This window comes from Steroidobacter flavus, assembly GCF_042651805.1.
Taxonomy (GTDB): domain Bacteria; phylum Pseudomonadota; class Gammaproteobacteria; order Steroidobacterales; family Steroidobacteraceae; genus Steroidobacter; species Steroidobacter flavus.
On sequence record NZ_JBHSDU010000010.1, the window covers coordinates 187,523 to 213,506 of the forward strand.

The following is a 25,984-nucleotide window of genomic DNA, read 5'->3' on the forward strand; positions in this document are numbered from 1 at the left end:
GCGTCAGTCTCCCGGAAATGAATCACATGCTGGACACAAAGCACGCCCGGCGCTTTGGATCGATTGTCATGGTGTTGGCGATGTTACTCGTCGGGTGCGGCGAAGACGCGCCACCGAAGCAGACCACCGTCGCCACTCCGACACTCACCGGGACGGCTGCGTACGATGACAGAGTCACGGCGGGCCCGGTCACGGCAAAAGGGACCGCCGGCCTGCCCCGAACCGCCAGCAATTCCAGCGGGACCAATCGCTACAGCGTGGACCTGTCGCAGCTCGCCGGGCCCTACGCGTTGCGCTGGATCGGTCCGGACAAAAGCGACCAGCAGGTCTTCCTGTATTCGGTCGCCACACAAGCGGGGACGGCGAACGTCACACCGCTCACGACACTTCTGTTCGCACAACTCATGGGGCAGGACCCGACGGCGGCGTACGCGGCCTTCGGCACCAATGGCAGCGAGATGGTGACCGATGAAAAGATCCGGGCCGCGCAGGCCAAGGTCACGGCCTATCTGCGGGATGTGCTGGGCGTGACGGTCCGCTCGGGCGACGCAAGCTTCATCACCTCACGCTTCGATGCAATCCCTGGCGATCCGATGTTCGATACCATTCAAGCGATCGATGCGGCGTTAGCCGCCCACAGCAGCACGTTCGCGACGCTCACTCAACAGGTCGCCTCGCTGGCCCGCCTGTGTATCGAGGAGCGAGTTTTAATCGACGTCGCAGGAGTGCAGCGAGAGTTCTGCCCGGCGATCAAAACTGCGAATCGCGAAGAGGACGACAACAGCATCATCGACTACGTCTTTTCGGCGCCCACCAATGACACGCTCACCGTCAAGGTACGGGGCGACGACATTCTGAGTGGAGAATACGTGAACGCCGGCCTCAGCTATTTCTGTAGCGGCAGTGCCTGCGGAGGAATCGTGCTGGGCGTCCCCGCCAGCGATCAAACGCGCTCTTTCAATTTCACGACTGCCGCCCTGACGAGCGCCACCGGTAGCGCCGTGCTGGATGGCGTCCTTACCGGGGCCATTCCCGGCGTTGAGCTGCCGGTGCTCCCGTGCACTACCAACAAGTTCTTCGCGATCCTGGAGGACAATACGGTCATCGCCCAATGCGTCGATGCCTTCGATCCCTTGAACGTCGGCGGCACGCTGAACACATCGCGCGGCGCGACGCCTTCACGCGCCGTCTATGTGTTCGCCGACACGAGCGGAGCGGACCCAGCCTATCCGCAAGTCGAGCTGGTGATGGATGGCAACGATGCGGTCGTGAGCGTCTATTTCTTTCAGTACGACCCGGCGACGCTCATTCCGGCCCTTCGTTTCGCGTGCGAGGCGGAGGCGTGCAATGGAATCACGCTCGGCCCCGTGAGTGTCAACACAGATCTGGGTCCGGATCTGCCCGTGCTCGTTCGCAACGTGAGCTTCGCGAACACGATTCTTTCGGGAATGACTGACACGGGCGCGCCGACCGGCACGACTGCGACGCTCAAGGCATCTTTCACGACCGTGTACTTCGTCGATCCCAACACGCCGCTGCTATTTCCATCGCTCGCGGACTGCGATCCAGCGTCCGACACCGTCGCGCTCGATGTGCTGTCAGGGCCTTTCAACTTTTGTTCGGCGGAAGCGAATCGGGAGACGTCGGTGCCGACCGACGCAGATCTGAAGCTCGAGATGCTGGATGATCAGAGTTTCGCGCCGATCGAAGTCGTCCTGCGCGCCGGGTCGGTGGTGAGCGTGACTTACAACACTCCGGTCAGTCAGACTTTTCGTTGTGACGCCGAGTGCCAGGGAGTGTCGGTTTCGCTCCCGGATAATCTTGGCCGCCGCACGGTGACGTTCGCAGGCACCGTGTTGCACGAGGTCCAGTCCTTCCCGCTGCCCGGCACGAGAACGGCCACACTCAACGCCGGTCCCATCGTGTTTCACGCCAGTGACCCCGTGAGGACCGTGTACTGTTCTATCCTGAATATACCGATTCGTGCCGGCTTCCGATGGCTGCGTGGTTCCAAGCAATGCCTCATCGAGTTGTTGCCTATCTACTAGCGGTTTTGGTCGCGGGTTGCACGCATGGATTGCCCCCTGCGTCCTCACGTCTTCCCTCGAAGCCCTGGCTCGACATGCCGGATAGGGCCAGCGGCAACATCCCGCCGGTGTTGTCGCGGACCGGAGTCTTTGCCGAGCTGGGGCAACTCGAGCCCGCCAAGACGTTGCTTCCTTATGATCTCGTGGTTGCGTTCTGGTCCGATGGCGCGCTGAAGACTCGTTTCGTCGCCCTTCCCGAGGGCAAGGTCGGCTTCTCATCGAGTGGCGATTGGACCTTTCCGCCCGGCACGGTCTTCGTCAAGACCTTCGAGTTGCCGACCGACGCAGCCCAGCCACGCCTCAGGCGACGGCTGGAGACGCGGCTACTCGTGTTTGATCGTGCAGGCGGTGTCTACGGCGTCACTTACAAGTGGCGCTCAGATCTGAGCGATGCCGATCTGGTGCCAGCCGAAGGTTTGCACGAGGACATCACGATCCGCGACGCTACCGGAACCCATGTCCAATCCTGGTACTACCCCAGCCGCAAGGATTGCCTCGAGTGTCACAACAGCCACACCTCGGGCGCACTTGGACCCAAGACGCGTCAGATGAATCGCGACGTGAGGTATCCGGATGGGGCGAGCGAAAACCAGCTGCGTCGCTGGAATCGACTCGGTCTGTTCGAGGCCTCGTTGAACGAACCTGACATCGCATCGTTTCCGACGCTGGCGCGCTCGGACGACACGACCCGCAGTCTGGAAGACCGGGCGCGCTCCTGGCTCGATGCCAACTGCGCGAATTGCCACCGCCCCGGCGCAACGGTGGCGAACTTCGATGCGCGCTACGAAACACCGCTGTCGGAGCAACAGCTCATCGACGGTCCCGTGTTGATCGACCAGAACGTCGACCGCGCGCGTGTGATTTCGCCACACGATCCATGGCGCTCGGTCGCCCTGATGCGCATCGATACCAACGACGAGATTCGGATGCCGCCCCTAGCGCGCAATATCATCGATACCCGAGGCGTGAACCTGATGCGCCAGTGGATCGAGAGCCTGCCGGGCCGTGACGTGCTGTCCCCGCCGTCGATTTCACCCAGCGGGGGCACTTTCGAACATCCCGTAAGCGTGACGCTTGCGAGCGACGAACCGGGTGCCGAGATTCGCTATACGCTGGATGGCAGCGTGCCGGGCCCGAAGGATGCTCGCTATGACGGTCCGATTCGCATTGACGGTCCGGCGGTAGTGCGTGCGCGAGCATACAAGGAAGGATTCACACGCAGCATCATTGCGCAGCAGGTCTATCTAATCCGTCCCTAGTCACCTGGCGGTCTTGACGACCGCGAGACCCCAGGGACTGTCGCCTGCCTTCACCTTGGCAATTTCCCGGCGGGCTGCGAGGTCCACGACCGACACGTCGTTGGAAGGGCCATTGGCGGAGAATAAATATTTGCCGTCCGGTGAAAGCACGATGCCCCACGGCCGTTTGCCCACGGTGATGTTGTCGAGCACGGCAAAACTCCTGGCATCTATCACTGCGACCGTGCCGCCGCGACCTGTACTCGCGTAGAGCTTGCTGCCATCGGCAGACGCACGCAGGCGCATCGGGCGCGAGCCTTTGGGCAGAGCGACCGTTTTGACGACCTCGATCTGAGACGTATCGATGACATAGAGATTACCCGCCGATTCGGAGGGGACGACGGCGAGCTTGCCTCCCTCCAGAAACGCGACCGAACGCGGGCGGGGGCCGACCTTGACGTGACCCTTCACCTTGAACGTGGCGACGTCGATAAAGAACACGTCGCCACCGGTCTCGCAGGTGACGATCAGGGTCTTGCCATCGGGAGAGACGGCCACGCCCTCGGGTTCCTGAGTCAGCGGGACGATGCTCTGGACTTTCCCGTTCGCGATGTCGACGGCGCTGGCGGTCTTCACGTCCTCGTTCGAAACATACAGGCGTCGACCGTCCTGGCTGATGTCGAACTCTTCAGGATCCGAGCCGACGGAGATCTTTTTGCGCAGCTGCCGTGTCGCCACGTCCACCACGCCAACGCCGTCGGCCGTTTTATCGGCGTCAACGTCATCGTCCTCGTCCTCGTCCTGATCTCGCTTGAACACAGGATTGCCCTGGGCATCCAGCTCTGGCGGTCCTTCGATGGGCGTACCGCTGAGCGCGACGTACACCGTCTTGCCGTCCGGGCTTGCATGGATGCCACGCGGGCGTTTGCCGACGGGAAATGTCGCGACCGCCTCGAGACTGGCTCCGTCGATGACCGTAACATCGCCAGAGCGTTCGTTGCTGACGAAGATTTGATAGCTCTCCGCCGCCCGCGCCGGGGTGGTCATTGGCAGCAGGGCCACCAGGGCAATGGTGACTAGCAGACGTTTGGTTTTTTGTTGGGTTTCGATCATGGCGAGATCTACATATTGCCGGATATATACATTCGAAAGGCTGACACCGTCTGCCGTAGAATTTCACATCGGGACAAAGAAAGAACAGGGAATTCTTCCCGATCGCGCGTACGCAACCACCTACTCTGACGGGGGATACGGCAGTGGAGTCCGACCTGGACCGAGGTTCGCTCTGGGGAGATCTGTTGATCGTTGCGCTCGTGGTGCTGGCCGCGGCTGGGTTGTTCAGCCAGATCGAATTGAATGAGTGGCTGTTCGCGAGCACGCGAAGATGGGAGGCGTTGCAGGTCGATGAGTTGCCGGCGGTCCTGGTGGTCCTCGCCACCGGCCTGGGCTGGTTTGCGTGGCGAAGATACCGCGACGCGCGTGCCGAAGTCCGCAAGCGGCAAGTCGCCGAAGCCCGGCTCGAAGCACTGTTGCTCGAGAACCGCCGTCTCGCCCAACAGTATCTACGAGCACAGGAAGCCGAGCGGAAGTCGCTCGCTCGCGAGCTGCACGATGAGCTCGGCCAGTACTTGAACGCAATCAAGACCGACGCGGTCTCGATCCAGGATCGGCTGGACGCAGCCCAATCGCAGGCAGTATCAGCCATCATCCGGCACACGGATCATTTGCATGCGGTCGTGCGTGATTTGATCCGAGAGCTGCGACCGGTCGCACTCGACGAGCTCGGTCTACAGGCAGCCCTCGAACACTATTTGGATCATTGCCAACGGCGCATGCCGCGGACGCGAATGAGTGTCACGCTGAACGGCGATCTGGATTCGCTCGGTGAATTGCTCAATCTTGCAATATACCGTCTGACGCAGGAAGCACTGACGAACGTGTCCCGGCATGCACAGGCTGGACACGTCGCAGTTCGCGTGTCGCGCAGCGGCCCTCCGGTAGAGGCGGCCGATGCGGTGACATTCAATATCAGCGACGACGGTCGCGGTGCCGACCTGATCCAGACCCATGCCGGGCTCGGCTTGATCGGCATGCGTGAGCGCGTCGAAATGCTCGGAGGGCTGTGGCGAGTTACGACGGGTCCCGGGCAGGGCTTCAGCCTCTTCGCGCGTATTCCCGTCAGTATTCAAGGTGCGATGCCATGAGTGCGCGAACAACAGTATTACTGGTGGATGATCACTCCGTCGTGCGTGAAGGATACCGACGACTGTTGGAAGTCAGCGGAGGCATCACGGTTGTCGGCGAGGCGGCCTGCGCTACGGAGGCTTATCACATGTTCTGCAGTTTGATGCCGGATGTCGCGGTCATGGACATTGCCTTGCCCGGGGTGAGCGGCATCGAAGCGCTACGCCGGATTCTTACGCATGAGCCCAAGGCACGCGTGCTGATGTTCAGCATGTATGAGGACGCTATCTTTGCGCGGCGTGCGCTCGAAGCTGGCGCCGCTGGCTATCTGACGAAGGCGGCTGCGCCACGCGTGCTGGTGGAGGCGGTGGCCAGCGTCGCATGCGGCCGCCGATTTCTCAGCCCCGACGTGGCACAGACACTGGCGCTGCAGCCGCTGAGTTCGCAGCAAGGCACGCACGACCTTCTTTCGGCGCGGGAGTTCGAGGTTTTGAAGCTTCTGGCGGACGGTTGTGCTCCAAATGAGATCGCGCAACAGCTGGGCTTGAATCCGAAGACGGTGGCCAATCATCAGTCTTCGATCAGACAGAAGCTCGGTGCGGAAACCGGAACACAGCTGCTACGGGCGGCTATTCGACTCGGGCTCGTGCCGCGGATCTGATGTGCCCATTTCGGCGTCGAGCAGGGCTCCGCCGGTACATTCAGCTCCGCGTCTGAAACAACTCGGCCGTCACCATTCGCAGCCACCGGCTGCGGGGATCGTGATGAAACTTACGATGCCAGAATTGTCGCAGCGGAATGCGCGGCGAGGGGAAGGGCAGGCCGACCACGCGAACCTGGGGCGAGGCGGCCGAAAAATAATAAGCTAGCGGCTCAGGCACGGTGACCATGAGATCGGATTGCGCGACCAGCACCGGAGCGCTGCCGAAGTGGGGCGTTGTGAGTACGACACGGCGCTGGATGCGCTTGCGCTTCAAGTAGCCTTCGATGACCTCTTCGCTGCGGCTCTCGGCGCGAACGACCGCATGCTCCAGTTGCAGGAACTGCTTCAGGCTGAGTTTCTTCGCCGCCATCGGATGGTCGGCGCGGATCAGACCGACGAAGCCATCCGTGAACAGCACCTGCTGAAAGAAATTGTTCTTCTTGAGATCGGGGAAATAGCCCATCGCGAGATCGACGGTGCCGGCTTCGAGCCCTTCGGCGATTTGGGCCGCCGGCAGGCTGACCGCGTTGATGCTCGCCTGCGGCGCGAGTCGACGCAGATCCTTTAGCAGCTTCGGCAGAAACACGATCTCGCCCACATCGGACATGGCGAGGGAGATCGGCCCGGTCAGGGTCGCCGGATCGAAGACAGGGGCGGCGATGATGTCGGTGCCGACGCTTCTCAAAATGCCGCGCGCCGACTCGACGATGCCCCGGCCGCGAGGGGTGGGCTGCATGGTGTTGCCGATGCGCACGAACAGAGGATCGTCAAAGAACCCGCGCAGCTTGCCGAGCGCGGCGCTCACGGCGGGCTGGCTTCGATGCAGTTTGATCGCCGTGTCGCTGACGCTGCGGCAGTCATCCAGGGCCACCAGGACGTAAAGCAGGTTCAGATCCAGCTCGCTCATGGGGACGGCTCTATTTGTTTCATGGATAGAGACAATACTCCAAATCGTGTTGCCGGATGAGGGGCCGGGCGGGAGCATAGCTCGGGTTGGGGGATACCTCGAGAAAAGACTCACTGCATGCCCCGTTACATCCTCAGGCTTTCCTGTCCGGACCGCAGAGGCATCGTCGCGGCCGTTGGGAGCTTTCTGCTCGACCATCATTGCAACATCGTGGAGAGCGCGCAGTTCGGCGATCAGTCCCAGCGGTTCTTCATGCGGGTGTGCTTCGATAGCGAGCAGGCCCACCAGGCCGAGGCCCTGCAAGCAGCCTTCACGCCCATCGGCGAGAAGTTTTCCATGCAGTGGAACTGCTACGACCTTGCGAGCAAGCAGCGGGTCGTGCTGATGGTCTCCCGCTTCGGCCACTGCTTGAATGACTTGCTGTATCGCTATCGGATCGGCGCCCTTCCCATCGAGATTCCGGCGATCGTCTCGAATCATCGCGACTTCTACCGGCTCGCCGCCGCCCACGACATTCCGTTTCATTACCTGCCGGTGAGCCCGGAGAACAAACAGCGCCAGGAACAACAGCTGCTGGAGATCGTGGGTGAGGCGCGGGCGGATCTGGTGGTGCTGGCCCGGTACATGCAGATTCTCTCGCCGGCCCTGTGCCAGGCGCTCGAGGGCCGCGCCATCAATATTCATCATTCGTTCCTGCCGAGCTTTCAAGGGGCGAGGCCGCATCAGCAGGCCTACGATCGAGGCGTCAAGCTGATCGGCGCCACGGCCCACTATGTCACCCAAGATCTCGATGAGGGGCCGATCATCGAGCAGGACGTGGCTCGCGTCGATCACGCCATGAGCGTGGAGGATTGCGCCGCCGTCGGACGCGACGTGGAGTGTGCGGTACTGGCGCGTGCCGTGAAATGGCACGTCGAACACCGCATCTTGTTGAACGGCCATCGCACCGTCGTCTTTCGTTAGAGCACAAGCCTCCCATGACCCAACCCAAGATCGAGGCCCGAGTGCCCTCCATCGTCGAGCAGACCGCCATCGCCCGGCTGGCGCGAGAATGTTCCATCGAGATGAACGTCCAGGATGCGCGCGATCTGCGCCGGGCGCGCGGCCTGTTGCCCTCGGGGAAAAAGGTCTATGTGAGTCATCTGCCGAAACAAACGTGGCAGCAGACACTCGATGCCTGTCGCGAGGTGAGAGAAGTTGGCTTCGATCCGATTCCCCACGTGCCGGTGCGGCTGCTGGACAGCGAGCACACGCTCGATGCGTTTCTGCGCCAAGCTGTAAGCGAAGCGCAGGTGGCGGAGATCCTGCTGATCTCTGGCGACTATCCGCAGGCGGTGGGACCGTACTCGAGCGTCGCCGATGTGTTGCGCGCCGGTCGGCTCCACGAACATGGATTGCGCGGGGTGTCGATGGCAGGTCATCCCGAAGGCCATCCGAAAGTGCCGCTCGCCGAGATTCGTCGCGCTGAGCGTGAGAAGGTGACGCTTGCGCAAGCGGCGGGACTGCAAACGACGCTACTCACGCAGTTCTTTTTCGAAGCGCCGCCGTTTCTCAAGTGGGCTGATGAGCTACGCGCCGATGGGGTCTCTGCGAGACTCGTCGCTGGCTTGTCCGGCCCGGCCAGTATCGCGACGCTGCTTCGCTATGCCGTGCGTTGTGGCGTCGGTCCCTCGATTCGTGCGCTAGGGGCGAGGCCCACATCGCTTACGAAGCTGATCGGCGATCACGGACCGGAGGCGCTGGTTCGAACGCTGGCCGACGTGTCACCTGATCGGTACGACGGACTGCATTTCTTTACGTTCGGCGGATTCTTGCGCACCTGCGAGTGGCTGCAGCGCGTAGACCAAGGGGCGTTCACGCTCGATGAGCACGGCAGTTTCAGTGTCGGCTAGGGCTCTATCAGCAAAGTTTATCGCTTAGCCGCGGTTCGGTATTGGCGCGAGGCGCCGTGGACTCTCACTATTCGAGCGACGAGATCGACTACAACGAATCAAAGTTTGCGGGGATGGAGTGGACACAAGGCTGGGTCCCTACGCAGGAGTGGCTGAGCGACGCATCGATGGATGCTGGTCGCTGCGTTCCCTCGATCCGCTGCGTCCCTATCCTCGGCGCTTCACTGAATACCTCGCGCGCTGGGCGAAAGAACGTCCCGAAGCCATCTGGCTGGCTCAGCGCGATGCGCAGGGTGAATGGCGCAAGCTCAGTTATGCGGCCGCCTTCCACCAGATCCAGCGAATCGCCGCGGGCCTGCTGCAACGGGGCCTGAGTGCCGAGCGACCGCTCGCGATCCTCTCCGGCAACAGCATCGAGCATGCGCTGCTCACATTCGCCGCCATGCATATCGGCGTGCCGGTCGCGCCGCTATCGCCGGCATATTCGCTCATCGATCCCGAAGCCCGACGCGTCGAGCATGCGATCTCGTTGCTCACGCCGGGACTGGTATATGCCGAGGACGCTCAAGCGTTCGACCGGCCGGTGTCTCTGGCGGTCCCGGCGCAGACGGAAGTGGTTGCGCTCCACGGCGACTTTACTTCCCGAACTCACACGCCGTTCGAAACGCTGACGGGCGAGGCGAGCGTCGACGTCGAACGCGCCCACGAAGCGGTGACCGGCCACACGATTGCGAAGTTCATGTTCACCTCCGGCTCCACACGGATGCCGAAGGCGGTGATCAACACGCATCGCATGCTCTCGTGCAATCAACAGATGTATGCGCAGTGCTATCCGTTTCTCGAAGAGGAACCACCGGTGTTGGTGGACTGGCTGCCCTGGCATCACACCGCCGGCGGCAACGCCAATATGGGCACGGTGCTGGCGCATGGGGGCACGCTCTACATCGACGCAGGCAAGCCAACGCCAGCGGGGATGGCGCAAACGGTCGCGAATCTGCGCGAGGTCGCGTCGAGCGTTTACTACACCGTGCCGAAAGGCTTGGAAATGCTGGTTGAGGCCATGCGCCGTGACGAGGCTCTGCGCACCCGGTTCTTCAGCCGCATGAAATTGATCTTTCCTGCCGGTGCCGGTCTGCCGAAGCCGGTGCAGGATGCGATCGATGAGATGTCGATCCAGGTGCGCGGTCGCAAGACGCCGATGACGATGGGACTGGGCATGACGGAGACGGCGCCGTTTGCGATCTCGGCGCATCTGCCGACGTGGCAGCCGGGCGTGATTGGACTTCCGGCGCCAGGTGTCGAGGTCAAACTTGCGCCTGTCGCCGACAAACTCGAAGTTCGCTATCGCGGGCCGAGCATCACGCCAGGCTATTGGCGTCAGCCCGAGCTCAGCCGAGAGGCCTTCGATGATGAAGGTTTCTTTTGCAGCGGCGATGCCGCGGTCTTCATCGATCCGGCGCAGCCGAGTCTCGGGCTGCGTTTCGATGGCCGCATCGCCGAGGATTTCAAACTCTCGAGTGGCACCTGGGTCAACGTCGGCGCGATGCGTGCGGCGGTGCTGGCCGCAGGCTCGCCGTATATCCACGACGTCGTGTTCGTCGGCCAGGATCGCGATGAGCTGGGCATGCTCGTGTTTCTCACCGCCGTCGCCACACGACTGTCCGATGTGAAGACGTGGCTTGCCGATCTGCTCGAGGCACTGTCGCATCGGGCCGGCGGCGGCTCACAGCGCGTGACGCGTGCGCTGATTCTCGACCAGCCGCCCTCGATCGCCGCCGGTGAAATCACCGATAAAGGCACGATCAATCAGCGCGCCGTGATCCTGGCACGTCAAGCGTTGATCGAGCGGCTGTATTCCGCTCATCGCGAGCCCGACGTGGTGGTGCTGTCATGACCACGCTCGTGCTGATCCCGGGCTTACTGTGCGATGAGTTCGTATGGTCGGAACAGAGGCGGGCGCTTGCGAGCCACGCACGCATCTGGGTGGCTGATCATGGCTCGCTCGATTCACTGACCGACATGGCTCGGGTCATCCTGCGCGATGCGCCGGCTGAAACATTCGCACTGGCGGGACATTCGATGGGCGGCCGGGTCGCCCTCGAAGTGATGCGACTTGCGCCTCACCGCATCGAACGCCTCGCGCTGCTCGATTCCGGCTGGCAGCCGCGCCAGCCCGGCGCCCGAGGCGAACAAGAACAAACATCGCGCCTCGCGCTCCTCGAAGATGCGCGTCGCAACGGCATGCGTGCCATGGGGCGACGATGGGCGGTGGGCATGGTGCATCCGAAGCGCGTCGACTCACCGCTGTTTGACTCCGTCGTCGACATGGTCGAGCGCAAGACGCCGGAGATTTTCGCCGCGCAGATTCGAGCGCTGCTCGCAAGGCCGAACGCGATGGAGCAGCTGCTCGCGATCGATTGTCCGACGCTCGTCGCCTGCGGGCGGCAAGACAGCTGGAGTCCTTTGTCGCAACACTTGCAGATGGCCGTGATCGTGCGCGGCGCGCGTCTGCGCATCATCGAGGAAAGCGGTCACATGAGTACGCTGGAACAACCGGGGGCCGTGACGGCCGCGTTGGCGGAATGGCTGAGCGGGCCGGGCGATATTCCGGTGGGGCAGCGACCCATCGCGTTGTTGGAACGTGAGCTCGCCGAGTCCGCGTGTCGCGACGTGGTCCGTCGGGCCGCGCTCAGCCTCGACGCCAACGATCTCGATAGCTTCGGCGCGTTCTTCACGCGCGATGCGGTCGTCGTGCGACCGGGCAAGGAACCGTTGCGCGGCGTCGAGGCATTGCTCGAGTCCTATCGATCGCGACCGGCGTCCCATGTCACTCGTCATCTGGTAGCCGGCAGCGTCGTCAATCTGCGTGCGCCCGATGAGGCGCACGCGATCAGCAACGTGTTGTTGTGGACCGGCACGACCGATCAGGAGATCGGGGATTTCGGCCGTCGTGCGCAGTCCCGGCAGGTGGTCGGCGAATTCGAAGATACCTTGCGATTGTGCGCCGACGGACGCTGGCGCATCGCGCATCGTCTGGCGCGTTTCCTCCTGCACGTTGAGAGCGGTGGGTGAGGCCATGACGCAAGCCGATCCCAGTGCACAGCTGCGTCGCGAGCCGATGAGCTCGTTTCAGATCGTCGCGGTCGCGATCTGTGTCGCGCTCAACGCGCTCGATGGCTTCGACATTCTTGCGATCACGTTCGCTGGACCGGGCATCGCGCGCGAGTGGGGCTTGGGGCCGGGTGGACTCGGCATCGTCATCTCCACGGGCCTCGTCGGCATGTCGGTGGGATCGCTGTTGCTTGCGCCGCTGGCGGACTCGCTGGGCCGCCGTCCCATCATCCTGGTGTGTCTGGCGCTCATGACGGTGGGCATGTTGCTGTCCGCGACGGCAGACGATGTCATCGCGCTGTCGCTGTGGCGTGTGGTCACGGGGCTCGGCATCGGCGGCATGCTCGCGTCCATCAACGCGATGGTCGCCGAATATTCGAATGACGCTCGCCGGGACTTCTGCGTGAGCCTCATGACCATCGGCTATCCGTTGGGCGGCATGCTGGGCGGCATGGCCTCGGCCTGGCTGCTGAGCGCATACGACTGGCGCTCGGTTTTCGTCTTTGGCGGTGGGGTGTCGACGTTGGTTCTCATCCTCGTGTGGTGGCGCCTGCCAGAGTCCATCGAGTTCCTGGTGTTCCAACGTTCTGCGCAGGCATTGACCCGCGTGAATACGATCCTTCGTCGGATGGGCCGAGCAAACATTTCGGACATGCCCTCTCGAACGCGACAGCCGCGCATGAATGTTTGGGCCGCGTTCGACAAGGAGCTCATCTCGCAGACGGCGCTGATCTGCGCGGCCTATTTCCTCTACATGATGACGTGCTACTACGTGCTCGGCTGGATTCCTTCCATCGTCACGGCACTGGGCTTCACTGCGAGCGTCGGTGCCGAGGTGTCGGTGTGGACCAATTTGGGCGGAATCATCGGCGGCGCGCTCCTCGGGTATCTCGCCCGGCACATTCATCTGAAGCCGCTTGCGAGCGGCGCGATGCTCTTCACCGCGCTGTCGCTCGCCGTCTTCGGCCGCACCCAACCCGATTTGTTTGCGTTGAAAGCTGTCGCGTTCGTTCTGGGCGCGTTTCTGTATTCCTCGGCAGTTGGGTTCTACGCGACCTTCGTTCGTGTGTTCCCGACGCACCTGCGCGCCACCGGCACGGGGCTCGCCATTGGCCTGGGCCGCTTCGGCGGCATGTTGGGGCCAGTGCTCGGGGGCTGGCTGATGGCGGCGGGAACGAGCCGCCCAAGTGTCGCCGCGATCATGGCGCTGGGTGCGGCGCTGTCCGCGATATCCATTTGGTTGTTACGAGGATCGATGCTGGCCGCCCCGACGCGGCTGGCGCTGAGTCGCTAGAGAGGTCGAATAAACAGGGTCGATACGACAGGGGGCTGCCGTGTATTCATCAAGACGAGTTCCGATGATGGCTGTGGCATTGACGTTGACGCTGCCGTTGACAGCGCATGCCGCCGAGCTTGAAGAAATAATCGTGACGGCGCAAAAGCGCGAACAATCGCTGCAGGACGTGAGTCTGGCGGTCACGGCGGTGTCGGCGGAAGATCTTCTTCGCAGCAACATCTCGAGCCTCGAGAACCTGCAGCACCGCGTGCCGGGCGTGACCTTCGGCAACGACTTCGCGTTCGCGAAGCTGTTCATCCGCGGTGTCGGCCTGAACAGTTCGTTCGCCGGTATCGATCCGTCGGTCGCACTCCACGTCGATGGCGCGGTGGTCGCGCAAGCAGCCGCGCAATTCGCCTCGTTGTTCGATCTCGAGCGGGTCGAAGCGCTGCGCGGTCCTCAGGGCACGCTATATGGGCGGAATGCCACTGGCGGTTCGATCAACCTCGTGACCGCGAAGCCCACGCAGACCTTCGGCGGCTATACGAATGTGTCGATCGGCGGCAGCGATCTGAGCTACGGCCTGGATTCCGCGTTGAGCGGGCCGCTCACCGACAGCGTGCTCGGCCGCGTCGCCGTCCACTATCAACATCACGACGGCTACGGCAAGCACACTGGCAGTGGCAAGGACATCGACGATCTCAACGTGATCGGCACGCGTGGCCATCTGCAGTTCAAGTTCGGCGATGGCGTGGATCTGTTGTTGAGTGGCGAGTACGCCAAGGAAGACGATCACACCAAGTCGGTGCACTTTATCGGCCCGATGTTTCCCGATCCGCCGCTGCCGAGCCTGCGCGCGACGGGCCTGCCGAACGTGTCGCCGAACTCGCGTAACGCCGGCGGCGACTTCCGTCCGACCTTCGAAAGCGAAACCTGGGCGGCCACGGCGACATTGACTGTCCGTATGAGCGATGCGACCTCGTTCAAGTCGCTGACCAACTATCGCGAGTTCGACGATCAGTTGACCCAGGACTTCGATGTGTCGGACACGGTCAACGGCAACTTCCCGCCAGCACCCACGTCGACGACGCAGCTGCAGGCCATCGGCGATGATCAGTTCTCTCAGGAACTGCAGTTCATTTACGAAGGCGACCGGCTGCACGGCATCGCCGCTGCCTATTATCTGACCGAGTCCATCGACAGCCTGGTGCTGCTGGGTCGTGACCCGGTGGGACAGCCTGCTCGCTCTCGCGTGATTGTGCCGGCCACGCTCGATGTGGATGCGTGGGCGTTGTTCACCAACTTCACGTACGACCTGACCAAGCTTTTTTCTATCAAAGCGGGCGCTCGCTACAGCGCCGAGAAACGCACGATGGAAAATCATTTCGCGGTGGCGAGCCCGGTGGATCCGGCTGCCGTCTACGATCCCGAGCGTCGTGCATCGCGCGACTATTCCAATTTCTCACCGGAACTCGGTGTCGAATTGCGTCCCGCCGATGGAGTCATGCTGTACGCGACGTACTCCGAAGGCTTCAAGAGCGGCACGGCGAACCTGGGCGAGCGCGTCCCCAATCTGGTGAACCCCGAGACCATCGAGAACATCGAAGCGGGCCTGAAGAGCTGGCTGTTGAAGGACTCGCTGATGCTCAACATCGCCGCCTTCAAATACAAGGTCGAGGATGCGCAGTACGATCGTACGTATGCCATCACGGCGCCGCCGTTCTATGCGGCGCGGCTCGAGAACGCGGCGACCACCGATGGCAAGGGCGTCGAGCTCGAGACCAGCTGGATCGCGACCGACCATTTCAAGATGTCGTTCGCCGGTACCTATTATCACATTCGCTTCGACAAGTTCCTGTCGCAGAACCCGATCAACCCGGCGTTGTTCGGGCCGGGCGGTTCGAGCTTGCCGCCGGAGGATCTGACGGGCAATCGTCCTCGTAACACGCCGGACTGGACCGCGGAGCTCTCGGCGACGTACGAGTGGCCGCTCACGAGTGGCGCGTCGCTTGCGTTGACGGGTGCGGTGTCGAGCCGGGACAAACAGTACTACACCGAGTTCAATGACGAGGTGACCGGTCAGGATGGCTTCACGCTGTATGACGCGAACCTGTTGTACACCGGTGCCGGCGGCAAGTTCACGCTCAACTTCTGGGGCAAGAACCTCTCCGATGAGATGATCGTGTCCGGCATCTATGTGACTTCCACGGCGCGCACGATCACCGGCACCTATCTACCGCCGCGGACGTATGGCGTGACCGCTGGTTATAAATTCTAAGGGAGCGAAGGATCGATGCCGCCCGAGGCCGTTCAGTATCAATGCAGGAATCAGGTCGCGTTCCTGCTGATCGACTATCCGCCGGTGAACGTGCTGGCGGCACCGGTTCGCGTCGGCCTTGCTCGGGCGCTCGAGACCGCGCTTGCTGACGCGTCGGTGCGGGCAATCGTGATTGGCTGTGTCGGCAAGACGTTTTCGGCCGGCGCCGACATTGGCGAGTTCGACGGGCCGGTGGCCGAGCCGACCCTGCAAGCGGTGTTCGCGTCGCTCGAAGCATCGACCAAGCCCATCGTCGCAGCGGTGCATGGCCTGGCGCTCGGCGGTGGCGTGGAGCTTGCGCTCGCGTGTCACTATCGAGTGGCGACGGCGGATGCGAAACTCGGCTTGCCGGAAATCACCCTGGGATTGATTCCAGGGGCCGGCGGCACGCAGCGTTTGCCGCGAGTCATCGGTGCGACGGCGGCACTCGACATGATTGTTTCGGGTGCCCCGGTCGATGCAGCGGCGGCATCAAAACTCGGGCTGATCGATGCGATCGTCGAGGCGGATCTGATGCAGGGAGCGCAGCGCTTTTGTGAGCAATTGATCGGGCAGGGCGGACAGCCGCGTCCGACGGGCGCTCGAGCGGTCGATGCCACAGGCTTCGATGAGGCGGGGATCGCCGCGCTCTTGAGCAAACATTCGCGGGCCCTGAAAGGACGAACGACTCAGCAACTCGTCATCGAAGCGCTCACTGTAGCCACGCAGTCGAATTTCGAGACCGGGCTCGCCGCCGAACGTCGCATCGCTGACCGCTCGATCGCGACGTTGGAAAGCCAGGCGCTGCGCCACTTGTTCTTCGCCGAGCGACAGGTATCGAAGGTGCCCGGGGTCATCCCGGAGCTCTCGAAAGCGATCGGTCGCCAATCGACGGTCGAACGCGACGGGGCAGGGTGGGCCAACAAAGCGCCGATCGCCCGGGTCGCGGTCATTGGCGCGGGGACGATGGGCAGCGGCATTGCCACGGCGTGCGCTGATGCGGGCATCGCCGTCACGTTGATCGATTCGCACGCCGAGGGCCTTGAACGCGGGCTGTCGTTGATCGCATCGAACTATGAGTCGAGCGTGGCGCGCGGACGATTGACGCATGAAGAAGCCGCGCGTCGGCGCGAGCGCATCGTGGATTCGCTCGACCTGGGTGCCGCGGCCGAGGCCGATGTCGTGATCGAGGCGGTGTTCGAAGACCTCGCGCTCAAGCAACGTCTGTTGTCGACGGTCGCATCGCTCACGCCCGCGTCGACCTTGTTGGCATCGAATACGTCGACCTTGTCCATCGCCGAACTCGCACGACCCTGCCGCGATCCGCAACGTGTGGTCGGTCTGCATTTCTTCAGTCCAGCGCATGTGATGAAACTCCTCGAGATCGTGCGTGCGCCGACGACCGATCCGGCGGCGGTCGGCCGTGCGCTCACGCTGGCGAAGCAGTTGAAGAAGATCGGCGTCGTGGCCGGCGACGCCTTCGGCTTCATCGGCAACAAGATGATGCTGGATGGCTACTGGCGCGAAGCGGAGCTGTTGATGCTGGAAGGCGCAACACCCGAACAGGTCGACAGTGCCATGGAATCGTTCGGTTTCGCCATGGGCCCAGCGCGCGTCAGCGATCTGGGTGGGACCGATGTCGGCACCAAGACGCGTATCGAGTTGTTCAAACGCGAGACCCGAGCCGATCCTTACTTTGTCATCGCCGATGCGCTGACGGCGATGAACCGCCTCGGGCAGAAGACGCTCGCGGGCTTCTATCGGTATCGGCCGGGTGAGCGACAGGCGCTGCCGGATGAGACGGTGGCAACGCTCATCGAGACCCTTGCCGCCGAGCGCGGCATCGCCCGGCGGTCAATCGACTCCTCCGAAAGCGTCGAACGATGCTTGCTACAACTCATCAATGTCGGTGCGCAGGTGCTCGACAGCGGGGTCGCGATGCGTGCAGCCGATATCGATGTCGTATGGGTGCATGGCTATGGGTTTCCAAAGCACCTCGGGGGCCCGATGTTTCATGCCGATAGCCTGGGACTGAAGCATGTCCTCGAGCGCTTCGAGCACTACGGCGCACGCATGAAGAATCGAAACGATTACTGGCGGCCCGCGGCGCTGCTCGAAACACTCGCGCGACAAGGCCGCTCGTTTGCAGATTGGGACCGCGAGCGTAGCGCCTCATGAATGAGTACGACGACATCCCCGGAACCTTTGTGTTCGATGCCGAGCGGGCCCGTCAGGGCTATCCCTTGAATCGCTTTTGCATGTCACTCATGCGCGAGGAGAATCGCAAGCGGTTCAAGGCCGACGAGGCGGCCTACGTGCGCACGTTCGGCATGAGCGAAGCGCAGATCGATGCGGTGCTGAGCCGTTCCTGGAATCGCATGCTGGCGCTCGGCGGCAATGTTTATTTCATGGCCAAGCTGTTCTTCACCGATGGCCGCTCGGTGCAGTTCGCGTGCGCGCAGATGGCGGGCATGACGCAGGAGGCGTACGCGAAGATGATGTTGAGCGGCGGCCGCTCGCCGGACGGAAACCGCTACAAGTGCGAGCGCAACGATGGCTGAGGTATTCGCCGCATTGACCACCTCGCACGTGCCGGCGATGGGCGCGGCCGTCGACCAGGGCAGGACTCGAGATGAGTACTGGCGGCCGGTGTTCGAGGGCTACGAGTTCGCCCGGCGCTGGATCGAGCAGGCTCGGCCCGATGTTGTCATCCTCGTTTACAACGATCACGCGACCGCGCTCGGTCTCGATGTCATTCCCACCTTCGCGCTCGGTTGTGGCGCTGAGTTTGAGCCGGCCGATGAGGGCTGGGGCCGCCGACCGGTGCCGATTGTGAAGGGCGACCCGCAGTTCGCAGCCCATCTCGCACAGTCGCTCATCCTCGATGAGTTCGATCTGACGCTGATCAATCGCATGGATGTGGATCACGGCCTGACGGTGCCGCTGTCGATGGTGTTCGGTCAGCCCGACGTCTGGCCCTGCAAAGTCATTCCGCTGGCCGTGAATGTCGTGCAGTACCCACCGCCTACAGGCAATCGGTGTCTGCATCTGGGTCAGGCGCTGCGCAAGGCGGTGGCGAGCCACGATCGCGATCTGCGAGTGATGGTGTGGGGAACCGGAGGCATGTCACATCAGCTGCAAGGGCCACGCGCGGGGCTCATCAATTCCGAGTTCGACGCTCGCTTCATGGACCTGCTCATCGAGGCACCCGAGCAGGCCGCCGCGATCCGGCATGTCGATTATCTGCGGGAGAGCGGTTCGGAAGGCATCGAGCTCGTGATGTGGCTGATCGCTCGCGGGGCGCTCACCGAGAAGGTCCGCACCGTGAGACGTTTTTATCATGTGCCCGCGTCCAACACCGCAGTCGGGCATCTGATCCTCGAGAACGCGTCGGAGAGTGGGGGGCCATGAGCAAACAAGCCGCATCCATCCTGTTGCATCCGAATGCCGTGCGCGAGCAATCGCGGCCATTGCCCGCTCGTATCGATCCGAACATGCGACAGCTGCGTGCGCTGGTCGCCGTCGCGCAGGGCGGCTCCGTGCACAAAGCCGCCTCGCTGATGCACGTGACACAGCCCGCCGTCACGCGTGCGATCCATGAATTGGAGCAGGCGCTCGGCCTCGAAATGTTCGCGCGTACGCCCAAGGGAATGGTCCCGACCACCGTCGGTGCCATTCTCGTCGAACGCACCCAGCGTGCCTTTGCGCAGCTGACTCAGGTTGAGCAGGAGTTGACCGACCTGGGTGTGTCCCGCCGTTCGACCGCGAGCATCGGGGCGAAGGTCACCAATCGGCACTTGCGAACGTTGGTGGCGATCGATCGGCATGGCACGGAGACCGCAGCGGCGCAGGAGCTCGATGTCTCGCAGCCGTCGGTGACCCAGACGCTGCGTCAGCTGGAGCGCATCGTCGAGACCAACCTGTTTATTAGAACGGCGCGGGGCATGCTAGTGACGCGCGCGGGCGAGATCATGCTCAGGCGAACGAAGCTGATGTTTCATGAGCTGCAGCTCGCGCGTGACGACATCGCGGCCCAGTTCGGCAACATCAGCGGTCGCATCGTCGTCGGCGCGTTGGCGCTGGCGAGCACGCTGCTCGTGCCACGCGCGGTGACGCGGTTGAAGCAGGAATATCCCGACCTGCAGATCACGCTCCTGGAAGGCGCGTACGAGTCGATGCTCGAGAGTCTGCGTTGTGGTGACGTGGATCTCCTGGTCGGCGTGCTGCGCTATCCGATTCCTTGCAGCGACATTGTGCAGGAGAAGCTATTCGAGGACCTGCTCTCGGTGGTCGGTCGGAAAGGGCATCCGTTCGCGCAGGCCCAGTCGCTGAAGCTCGCCGATGTGATCGATTGCGAGTGGATATTGCCGTACAAGGCCGCGCCTTCGCGCAAAGCGTTCGAGCAGGTCATGCTCGCGGCTGGGTTGCCGCTACCCAAGAATGCCATCGAGTCCAATGCCCTGGTCGCGCTGCGCGCCTTGCTGATCGAGAGCGACCGACTCTCGATCCTCTCGCGCAACCAGATTCATTACGAGGAACTGCACGGCATGTTGTCGGTGTTACCCATCGACATGCGTGGCAGCGAACGCCCGATCGGAATCACGACCCGCGCCGACGCCAAGCGCTCGGTGGGTTTACAGGCGCTACTGCGCCACCTGCGCGCCGTGGGCGATGAAATGAAAGACGGCCACACTGTGGAGACGAGACGATGAAGCCGACAAATCTGGACGGGGTCTTGAAACAAGCGGGCAACGCGGTGGAGCTGCTGCGGAACTCGAAGATCGGGGCGTACGTCTATCCGGTCGTACCCTACGAGTTCACCAACTGGCGCGATGAGCAGCGGGGCTGGCGTGAAACCGCGGTGCTGTTCGATCAGACGCACCACATGGCCGAGTTCACCGTGAAGGGGCCCGATGCGCTCAAACTGTGCTCGTATCTCACCATCAACAGCTTCAACAATTTCCAGCCGAACCGCGCCAAGCAAATGGTTCCGTGCAGCCACGACGGTTACGTCATCGGCGATGGCATTTTGTTCTATCTCGACAAGGATGAGCTGCTGTTCGTCGGACGCGCGCCGACGGTGAACTGGATGCAATTTCACGCCGAGACGGGCGGCTTCAATGTCACGACGATCCGTGACGATCGATCTCCGTCGTATCCGCGCGGCAAGGCAGTGACGCGGCGACACTATCGGTACCAGATCCAGGGGCCGAAGGCGTCGCAGATTCTCACCAAGTTGAATGGCGGACCGCTGCCCGACGTGAAGTTCTTTTCGATGGACACCATCAAGATCAAGGGCCAGCCGGTGCGTTGCCTGCGACACGGGATGGCGGGCGAGCCGGGGCTGGAGCTCTGGGGACCGTACGAGCAGTACGATGAGATTCGCGAAGTCATCCTTGCGGCGGGTGAGGAATTCGGTCTCGTGCAGGTGGGCGCTCGTGCCTATTCAACAAACACGCTGGAATCCGGCTGGATTCCGTCGCCGCTGCCCGCTGTTTATACCGGCGAGAAGATGAAGGCGTATCGTGAGTGGCTGCCCGCCAACGGGTACGAAGCCACGGGCTCCATCGCCGGCAGCTTCGTGTCCTCAAATATCGAGGACTACTATCTGACGCCGTATGCGTTGGGTTACGGACCGTTCGTGAAGTTCGATCACGAATTCGTCGGCCGCGAGGCGCTGGAGAAATTGCAGCACCAGCCGCAGCGGAAGAAAGTCACGTTCGAATGGAATCCGGAGGATCTGGCGAAGATCTATCGTTCCATGTTCGATCCCTCGATGCCGAGCTACAAGTACATGGACATTCCGAACTTCAACTACGGCTCCTCGTCCTACGACGCGGTGCTCAAGGGCGGCAAAGTGGTGGGCTTCTCGATGTTCGGTGGCACGAGCTTCAACGAACGCCGGGCGCTGTCGCTGGGCGTGGTCGATGCGGACATCAATGTCGGCGACGAGCTCACGCTGTTGTGGGGCGAGGAGAACGGCGGCACGAATAAAGCCACCGTCGAACGCCACACTCAGCTCGAAGTGCGCGTGAAAGTTGCGCCGGTGCCGTACGCTCGCGATGCTCGCGAGGGTTATCACCAGGGCTGGCGTAGCAAGCAGGGATGAGCGGCCCATGACGTCCTTCAAGCTCGATGAGCTAATTGCGATCGACGTACATACGCACGCCGAGGTGTCCTGCCGCTGCCCCATCGACGAGGTATGGCAGGAATATGAGAAGGCGGCGAACGTGTACTTCAAAGCCGGCAGCCGCCGGCCGACCATCGCCGAGACGGTGGCTTACTATCGCGAGCGGAAGATCGGGCTCGTCATGTTCACGGTCGACTCCGAGCATCAGATCGGCGCGCGTCGCATTCCCAACGAAGAAGTGGCGGATGCGGCACGCGAGAACGCCGACATGATGATCGCGTTCGCCAGCATCGATCCCCACAAGGGCAAGATGGGCGTGCGCGAGGCCAAGGCGCTGTTGAGGGACGGCGTCATCCGCGGCTTCAAGTTTCATCCGACCGCGCAGGGATTTTTTCCGAACGATCGCATGGCCTATCCGTTGTATGAAGTGATCGCAGAGCACCGACTACCGGCGATCTTTCACAGCGGCCACTCGGGCATCGGCACCGGCATGCCGGGCGGTGGCGGACTGCGGCTGAAATATTCCAACCCGATCTACCTCGATGATGTCGCCGCGGATTTTCCTGAGATGAATGTCATCATCGCGCACCCGTCCTGGCCGTGGCAGGACGAGGCGCTATCGGTGTGCCTGCACAAGCCGAACGTCTATATCGATCTGTCGGGCTGGTCGCCCAAATACTTTCCGCCGCAGTTGATTCAGTACGCCAACAGTCAGCTCAAGCACAAGATGCTGTTCGGCTCGGACTTCCCGCTGATCACGCCGGATCGCTGGATGAAGGATTTCGCGGAAGCCGCCTTCAAGCCGGAGGTGCGACCGCTGATCTTGAAGGAGAATGCGATTGAGGCGTTGCGCTTGCGGTGACGGCGGGTTCGAAAGAAGAGTGAGTGCGCTTGCTTGCGTCACACTCCAATGGAGCATGCATTGCACTCCGCCGTTGCCGGTTGCACCGACTGGGCACCTGATGTAGTGTTGAGCACTACATCGGAGGCGATCATGAAGACCATCTCGGCCGCGGAGGCAAATCGACATTTTTCCGAAGTGCTGCGCGAGGCGACGCGTGGGCAAACCATTCTGATTACCTCGCGAGGCAGGCCTGTAGCGACGTTGGGGCCTGCTTCGGAAAGGCCCCAGATCCGTGCGGCGGCCAAGGCGGCATTGCTCGCACGTCTCGGCAAACGGAAGGTCAGCGGTGCGCGCAACTGGACGCGTGCAGACCTGTACGGCGACGAGCAATGAAAATCGCGTTGGACACGAACGTCCTCGCGTACGCTGAGGGCGTTGGAGAGGAGGCGAAGCGTCGGAAGACCCATGACTTGCTGAGTGCCTTGCCTGCAGACAACGTCGTTTTGCCTGCTCAGACGCTCGGCGAGCTGTTCCGAGTTCTGACTGGCAAAAGCGGCATCGCCCGAGCCAAAGCTCGCAGCATCGTTCTGAGCTGGTCGGACGCCTTCGGTGTTCACGATTCGACGCATACAGCATTCCTATCGGCTTTCGACCTGGCGGCCGAAATGTCGATGCAGATCTGGGATGGATTGATCCTATCCGTGGCTGCCGAGGCGCGTTGCCGACTTCTGCTGTCGGAAGATTTCCAGCATGGGTTCACTTGGCGTGGTGTCACGGTCGTCAACCCGTACACGGACGAGGTTCATCCCCTCATCAAGGCGCTGTCCGATCAATAGAGCGGAGCGGCCAAGCGCTAATACGAACGCGTGAGACGATCACCGGGCAGCTGAGCACATGCCGCCCTCCTGCGGGATACAATGGCGAATGAATCAAAGAGTGTTTATCCGCTGATTGAGCGCCCCCTCGCAGCCATCTGAGGAACGCCCTCGGATCCCGGTGATTGCGGCCATATGGGGCGGCATCCTGCTTCGCGAAAATCACCTCAAAGATTCCACAATTGGAACTGAGGTCTCGGTCGGTAACCCTGATTCCATTTCCAACGTAGTTGACCGAGCACGAAGAAGATGGCGGGGCGTCCACGCTGCGCCTTACGCGATCGGCTCACCCGCGCCAGTTCTTTCCGTTATCAGCCGGTAGTGCTCGGGTCTGCGGTGCTTTGCGAAGTTAAAGACATGCTCTCGGAAATATTCACCTATCGAGAGATCTGCCTTCACTGAGATGACTTCATCTTCCTCGGATAAGCTACGGGCGACGATCTCTCCCGTGGGCGCTACGATAGCGGAACTGCCGATCATGTGGTGACCATCTTCGCTGCCACATTTCGCCGCTGCCGCGACCCAAATCCCGTTCTGATAAGCGTTTGCCTGCAGCGAGATCAAGTGAGTCGTGGTCCGTAGGTGCGTCGGCTCGTTCCAATGGATATTCACCGACGGGGTGTTGTAGCCGAGGACCACGATTTCGGCGCTCTGTAGCGCCATGACCCGATAGGTTTCCGGCCACCTTCGATCATTGCAAATGCACATTCCCATGCGCACACCGTCCGTGTCGAATACGCGGAATCCAAGGTCGCCGACGGAAAAGTACTTCTTTTCGAGGTGTTGAAACGGCGCCGCCGGCATGTGATCCGAATGACCGGGCAGATGGATCTTACGATACTTCCCAACGATCTCTGCATTCCGATTGACGATGATCGAAGTGTTGAAGGGGCGACCGTCGGAAGTCAGCTCAGCATAGCCGAGATAGAAGCCGAGGTGCAGCTCAAGTGAGGCTCGGAAGATAGGCTCGGTTACAGGACTGGGCATCGAAAGCTCGAAGAATCGGCGACGAGCTTCATCTTCTGCCATCCAATAACGCGGGAAGAATGTCGTGAGAGCGAGTTCTGGAAATACGAGAAACTCAGCGCCCCGCGACTTGGCCTCTCTCATCATTGCCACAAGTCGAGCGACGACAGATTCGCGCGTATCGTTGAGTTGAACTGGCCCCAGTTGGGCTACGGCGAGCCCGAGAGTCCGTTTCGGCTTGGAGTTGGCCGAAATGCTGGCCTCGGTCAATGTCCGTTCATTGTTCATTCGTCACGTCTCCAAGGGGATGCACGTCGCCGCGGCGGTTTTCTGCCCCGGGCCCGCCAACGAGACCCGGGCACGGCCAGTGTGTCGCGCCCATAGCCCCGGGGGCTAGCCTCGGCTATTGCAGCTCCGTCTCATCACGATGAGCTATCGCCCTTATCCGGCCGACACGCGACGAACGTTGATTCCTTACCGTTCGCGAATCTTACTGACACACTCGCTTCATACAGCACGACAACTGAGGCGTGCAAAACGGACAGTAACCGCAAGTTTTGAGAGGGTTGACGCAGCGGTGACAGCGGGTCCGCAAGGATGGGGCCGACATCAGGAGTAGTAGCAGGTTTAAATCTGCCGAAGGGATTTTTAATGTTCCTGAGCGACGTACACCGCAGGATGAGATGATCGAGATCAACATCGACGGTGCGCCAGGATCTCAGTGAAGTTGCATAGAAATACACAAGATTGACGTTTCCATCGAAGTCACCATAGACTCGGCGCACCCTCATCTGACAAGGAACGTCACGTGAAGAATGCATGCTTGGCTCTGGCCTCATTCCTCCTGGCCTCGTTCGCAAGCGCCGACCCGGTGATCATCGACCCGGATGGGCTCGCTGAAGGCACCGACATCAGCAATGCATTTTCGGGTGTCACACTCCGCCACTACTCTGTCATCAGGGATGTGAGCGCCCCGGACGGCGCCAGGGTGGTGGTGGACAATGTGTATGTGAAGGAGTGCCTGAGCCCCTGGGATCCCAGTACGAAGTGCGGACAGCTCGGCACCGGTCACTTTGGGTATCAACATCCGACAGGCGCCATCGCGAGTAGCTTCATTGCGCAGAGCATCTACAGTATCAGCTGCATCACCACAGCCAATCCGGGCCCCTGCAAGTGGGAGAACCATGAGTTCCTGGACGCTAGCTTCGATTTCGTTGTCGAGGCGGTGACGATCGATGCCACGCATCTGTCGGACTGGCCAACGGCTTGGGCCTTCGATGCCGCCGTCAATCAGTTGCAAATCAATCGCGACATCACGTGGCATCGGCAGTGCACGCCGACTTCGCCCCCCGGGTATTGCCATCAAACGTTGACCGTCACGGCGGTGACGGGGCAGATCAGCCGCGTCGTATTCGCGGGCCTCGGCGGCTACGTGCTGCTCGACAAGCTCACTTACACTTTGCCCTGAATATTCG

General features: G+C 61.9%; 22 protein-coding genes. 19 read left to right on the plus strand and 3 right to left on the minus strand.

Annotation, left to right across the window (positions count from 1 at the left end; all coding sequences use genetic code 11):
• The first annotated feature begins 26 nt into the window (after window positions 1-26).
• Together ACFPN2_RS22230 and ACFPN2_RS22235 are read left to right on the plus strand one after the other, a co-directional pair.
• Window positions 27-2,048, plus strand: coding sequence for a hypothetical protein (locus tag ACFPN2_RS22230; RefSeq protein WP_380600685.1), 2,022 nt, complete (start codon window positions 27-29; stop codon window positions 2,046-2,048).
• A gap of 74 nt (window positions 2,049-2,122) precedes the next feature.
• Entirely contained in the window at window positions 2,123-3,346 is a 1,224-nt protein-coding gene (locus ACFPN2_RS22235) for a chitobiase/beta-hexosaminidase C-terminal domain-containing protein (RefSeq protein WP_380600687.1), read from the plus strand.
• On the opposite strand, the gene ACFPN2_RS22240 is transcribed toward ACFPN2_RS22235, so the two are convergent.
• Window positions 3,347-4,438 (minus strand): YVTN family beta-propeller repeat protein, encoded by a 1,092-nt coding sequence (locus tag ACFPN2_RS22240; protein WP_380600690.1) that lies wholly within the window; start codon window positions 4,436-4,438, stop codon window positions 3,347-3,349.
• Window positions 4,439-4,581: 143 nt separating this feature from the next.
• Between ACFPN2_RS22240 and ACFPN2_RS22245 the strand changes: the two genes are divergently transcribed.
• Complete coding sequence (locus tag ACFPN2_RS22245) at window positions 4,582-5,529, plus strand: ATP-binding protein (protein ID WP_380600692.1); 948 nt, start codon at window positions 4,582-4,584, stop codon at window positions 5,527-5,529.
• On the plus strand, window positions 5,526-6,170 hold the full coding sequence (locus tag ACFPN2_RS22250) for a response regulator (protein ID WP_380600694.1): 645 nt from the start codon (window positions 5,526-5,528) through the stop codon (window positions 6,168-6,170). The genes ACFPN2_RS22245 and ACFPN2_RS22250 overlap by 4 nt, the downstream gene beginning before the upstream one ends.
• Window positions 6,171-6,210: 40 nt before the next feature.
• Here ACFPN2_RS22250 and ACFPN2_RS22255 read toward each other — a convergent pair whose 3' ends face one another.
• Window positions 6,211-7,119, minus strand: a complete 909-nt coding sequence (locus ACFPN2_RS22255; protein WP_380600696.1) for a LysR family transcriptional regulator — start codon at window positions 7,117-7,119, stop codon at window positions 6,211-6,213.
• A 117-nt stretch (window positions 7,120-7,236) separates the two neighbouring features.
• Between ACFPN2_RS22255 and purU the strand changes: the two genes are divergently transcribed.
• From purU to ACFPN2_RS22325, 14 genes are all read left to right on the plus strand, one after another.
• The gene (purU, locus tag ACFPN2_RS22260) at window positions 7,237-8,082 is read left to right on the plus strand and encodes a formyltetrahydrofolate deformylase (RefSeq protein WP_380600698.1); all 846 of its coding nucleotides are present in this window, start codon (window positions 7,237-7,239) and stop codon (window positions 8,080-8,082) included.
• A 14-nt stretch (window positions 8,083-8,096) separates the two neighbouring features.
• Window positions 8,097-9,011 (plus strand): methylenetetrahydrofolate reductase, encoded by a 915-nt coding sequence (locus tag ACFPN2_RS22265; protein WP_380600700.1) that lies wholly within the window; start codon window positions 8,097-8,099, stop codon window positions 9,009-9,011.
• A gap of 118 nt (window positions 9,012-9,129) precedes the next feature.
• On the plus strand, window positions 9,130-10,905 hold the full coding sequence (locus tag ACFPN2_RS22270; protein WP_380600702.1) for a feruloyl-CoA synthase: 1,776 nt from the start codon (window positions 9,130-9,132) through the stop codon (window positions 10,903-10,905).
• Window positions 10,902-12,083: an alpha/beta fold hydrolase gene (locus ACFPN2_RS22275; protein WP_380600704.1), complete on the plus strand. Its 1,182-nt coding sequence runs from the start codon at window positions 10,902-10,904 to the stop codon at window positions 12,081-12,083. Before ACFPN2_RS22270 ends, ACFPN2_RS22275 begins: the two co-directional genes overlap by 4 nt.
• 4 nt (window positions 12,084-12,087) lie before the next feature.
• A complete protein-coding gene (locus tag ACFPN2_RS22280; protein ID WP_380600706.1) occupies window positions 12,088-13,416 on the plus strand; it encodes an MFS transporter in 1,329 nt (442 codons plus the stop codon).
• 64 nt (window positions 13,417-13,480) lie between these two features.
• Window positions 13,481-15,676, plus strand: a complete 2,196-nt coding sequence (locus ACFPN2_RS22285) for a TonB-dependent receptor (protein WP_380600708.1) — start codon at window positions 13,481-13,483, stop codon at window positions 15,674-15,676.
• Window positions 15,677-15,691: 15 nt separating this feature from the next.
• Window positions 15,692-17,872: a 3-hydroxyacyl-CoA dehydrogenase NAD-binding domain-containing protein gene (locus ACFPN2_RS22290; protein ID WP_380600710.1), complete on the plus strand. Its 2,181-nt coding sequence runs from the start codon at window positions 15,692-15,694 to the stop codon at window positions 17,870-17,872.
• Window positions 17,869-18,255 carry a protocatechuate 4,5-dioxygenase subunit alpha gene (ligA, locus tag ACFPN2_RS22295; RefSeq protein WP_380600712.1) on the plus strand — a complete coding sequence of 129 codons (387 nt, stop codon included), beginning with the start codon at window positions 17,869-17,871 and terminating at the stop codon, window positions 18,253-18,255. The genes ACFPN2_RS22290 and ligA overlap by 4 nt, the downstream gene beginning before the upstream one ends.
• Window positions 18,248-19,105, plus strand: coding sequence for a class III extradiol dioxygenase subunit beta (locus ACFPN2_RS22300; RefSeq protein ID WP_380600714.1), 858 nt, complete (start codon window positions 18,248-18,250; stop codon window positions 19,103-19,105). Before ligA ends, ACFPN2_RS22300 begins: the two co-directional genes overlap by 8 nt.
• Window positions 19,102-20,406 carry a LysR family transcriptional regulator gene (locus ACFPN2_RS22305; RefSeq protein WP_380600716.1) on the plus strand — a complete coding sequence of 435 codons (1,305 nt, stop codon included), beginning with the start codon at window positions 19,102-19,104 and terminating at the stop codon, window positions 20,404-20,406. Before ACFPN2_RS22300 ends, ACFPN2_RS22305 begins: the two co-directional genes overlap by 4 nt.
• A complete protein-coding gene (gene ligM / locus ACFPN2_RS22310; RefSeq protein ID WP_380600718.1) occupies window positions 20,403-21,803 on the plus strand; it encodes a vanillate/3-O-methylgallate O-demethylase in 1,401 nt (466 codons plus the stop codon). Before ACFPN2_RS22305 ends, ligM begins: the two co-directional genes overlap by 4 nt.
• Before the next feature lie 7 nt (window positions 21,804-21,810).
• Window positions 21,811-22,686 carry an amidohydrolase family protein gene (locus ACFPN2_RS22315; RefSeq protein WP_380600719.1) on the plus strand — a complete coding sequence of 292 codons (876 nt, stop codon included), beginning with the start codon at window positions 21,811-21,813 and terminating at the stop codon, window positions 22,684-22,686.
• Window positions 22,687-22,818: 132 nt separating this feature from the next.
• A complete protein-coding gene (locus ACFPN2_RS22320; RefSeq protein ID WP_380600720.1) occupies window positions 22,819-23,061 on the plus strand; it encodes a type II toxin-antitoxin system Phd/YefM family antitoxin in 243 nt (80 codons plus the stop codon).
• Window positions 23,058-23,504: a PIN domain-containing protein gene (locus ACFPN2_RS22325; RefSeq protein ID WP_380600722.1), complete on the plus strand. Its 447-nt coding sequence runs from the start codon at window positions 23,058-23,060 to the stop codon at window positions 23,502-23,504. Before ACFPN2_RS22320 ends, ACFPN2_RS22325 begins: the two co-directional genes overlap by 4 nt.
• Before the next feature lie 312 nt (window positions 23,505-23,816).
• On the opposite strand, the gene ACFPN2_RS22330 is transcribed toward ACFPN2_RS22325, so the two are convergent.
• A complete protein-coding gene (locus ACFPN2_RS22330; protein WP_380600724.1) occupies window positions 23,817-24,797 on the minus strand; it encodes an N-carbamoyl-D-amino-acid hydrolase in 981 nt (326 codons plus the stop codon).
• Between the two features lie 520 nt (window positions 24,798-25,317).
• Between ACFPN2_RS22330 and ACFPN2_RS22335 the strand changes: the two genes are divergently transcribed.
• Complete coding sequence (locus ACFPN2_RS22335; RefSeq protein WP_380600726.1) at window positions 25,318-25,977, plus strand: hypothetical protein; 660 nt, start codon at window positions 25,318-25,320, stop codon at window positions 25,975-25,977.
• The last annotated feature ends 7 nt before the right edge of the window (window positions 25,978-25,984 follow it).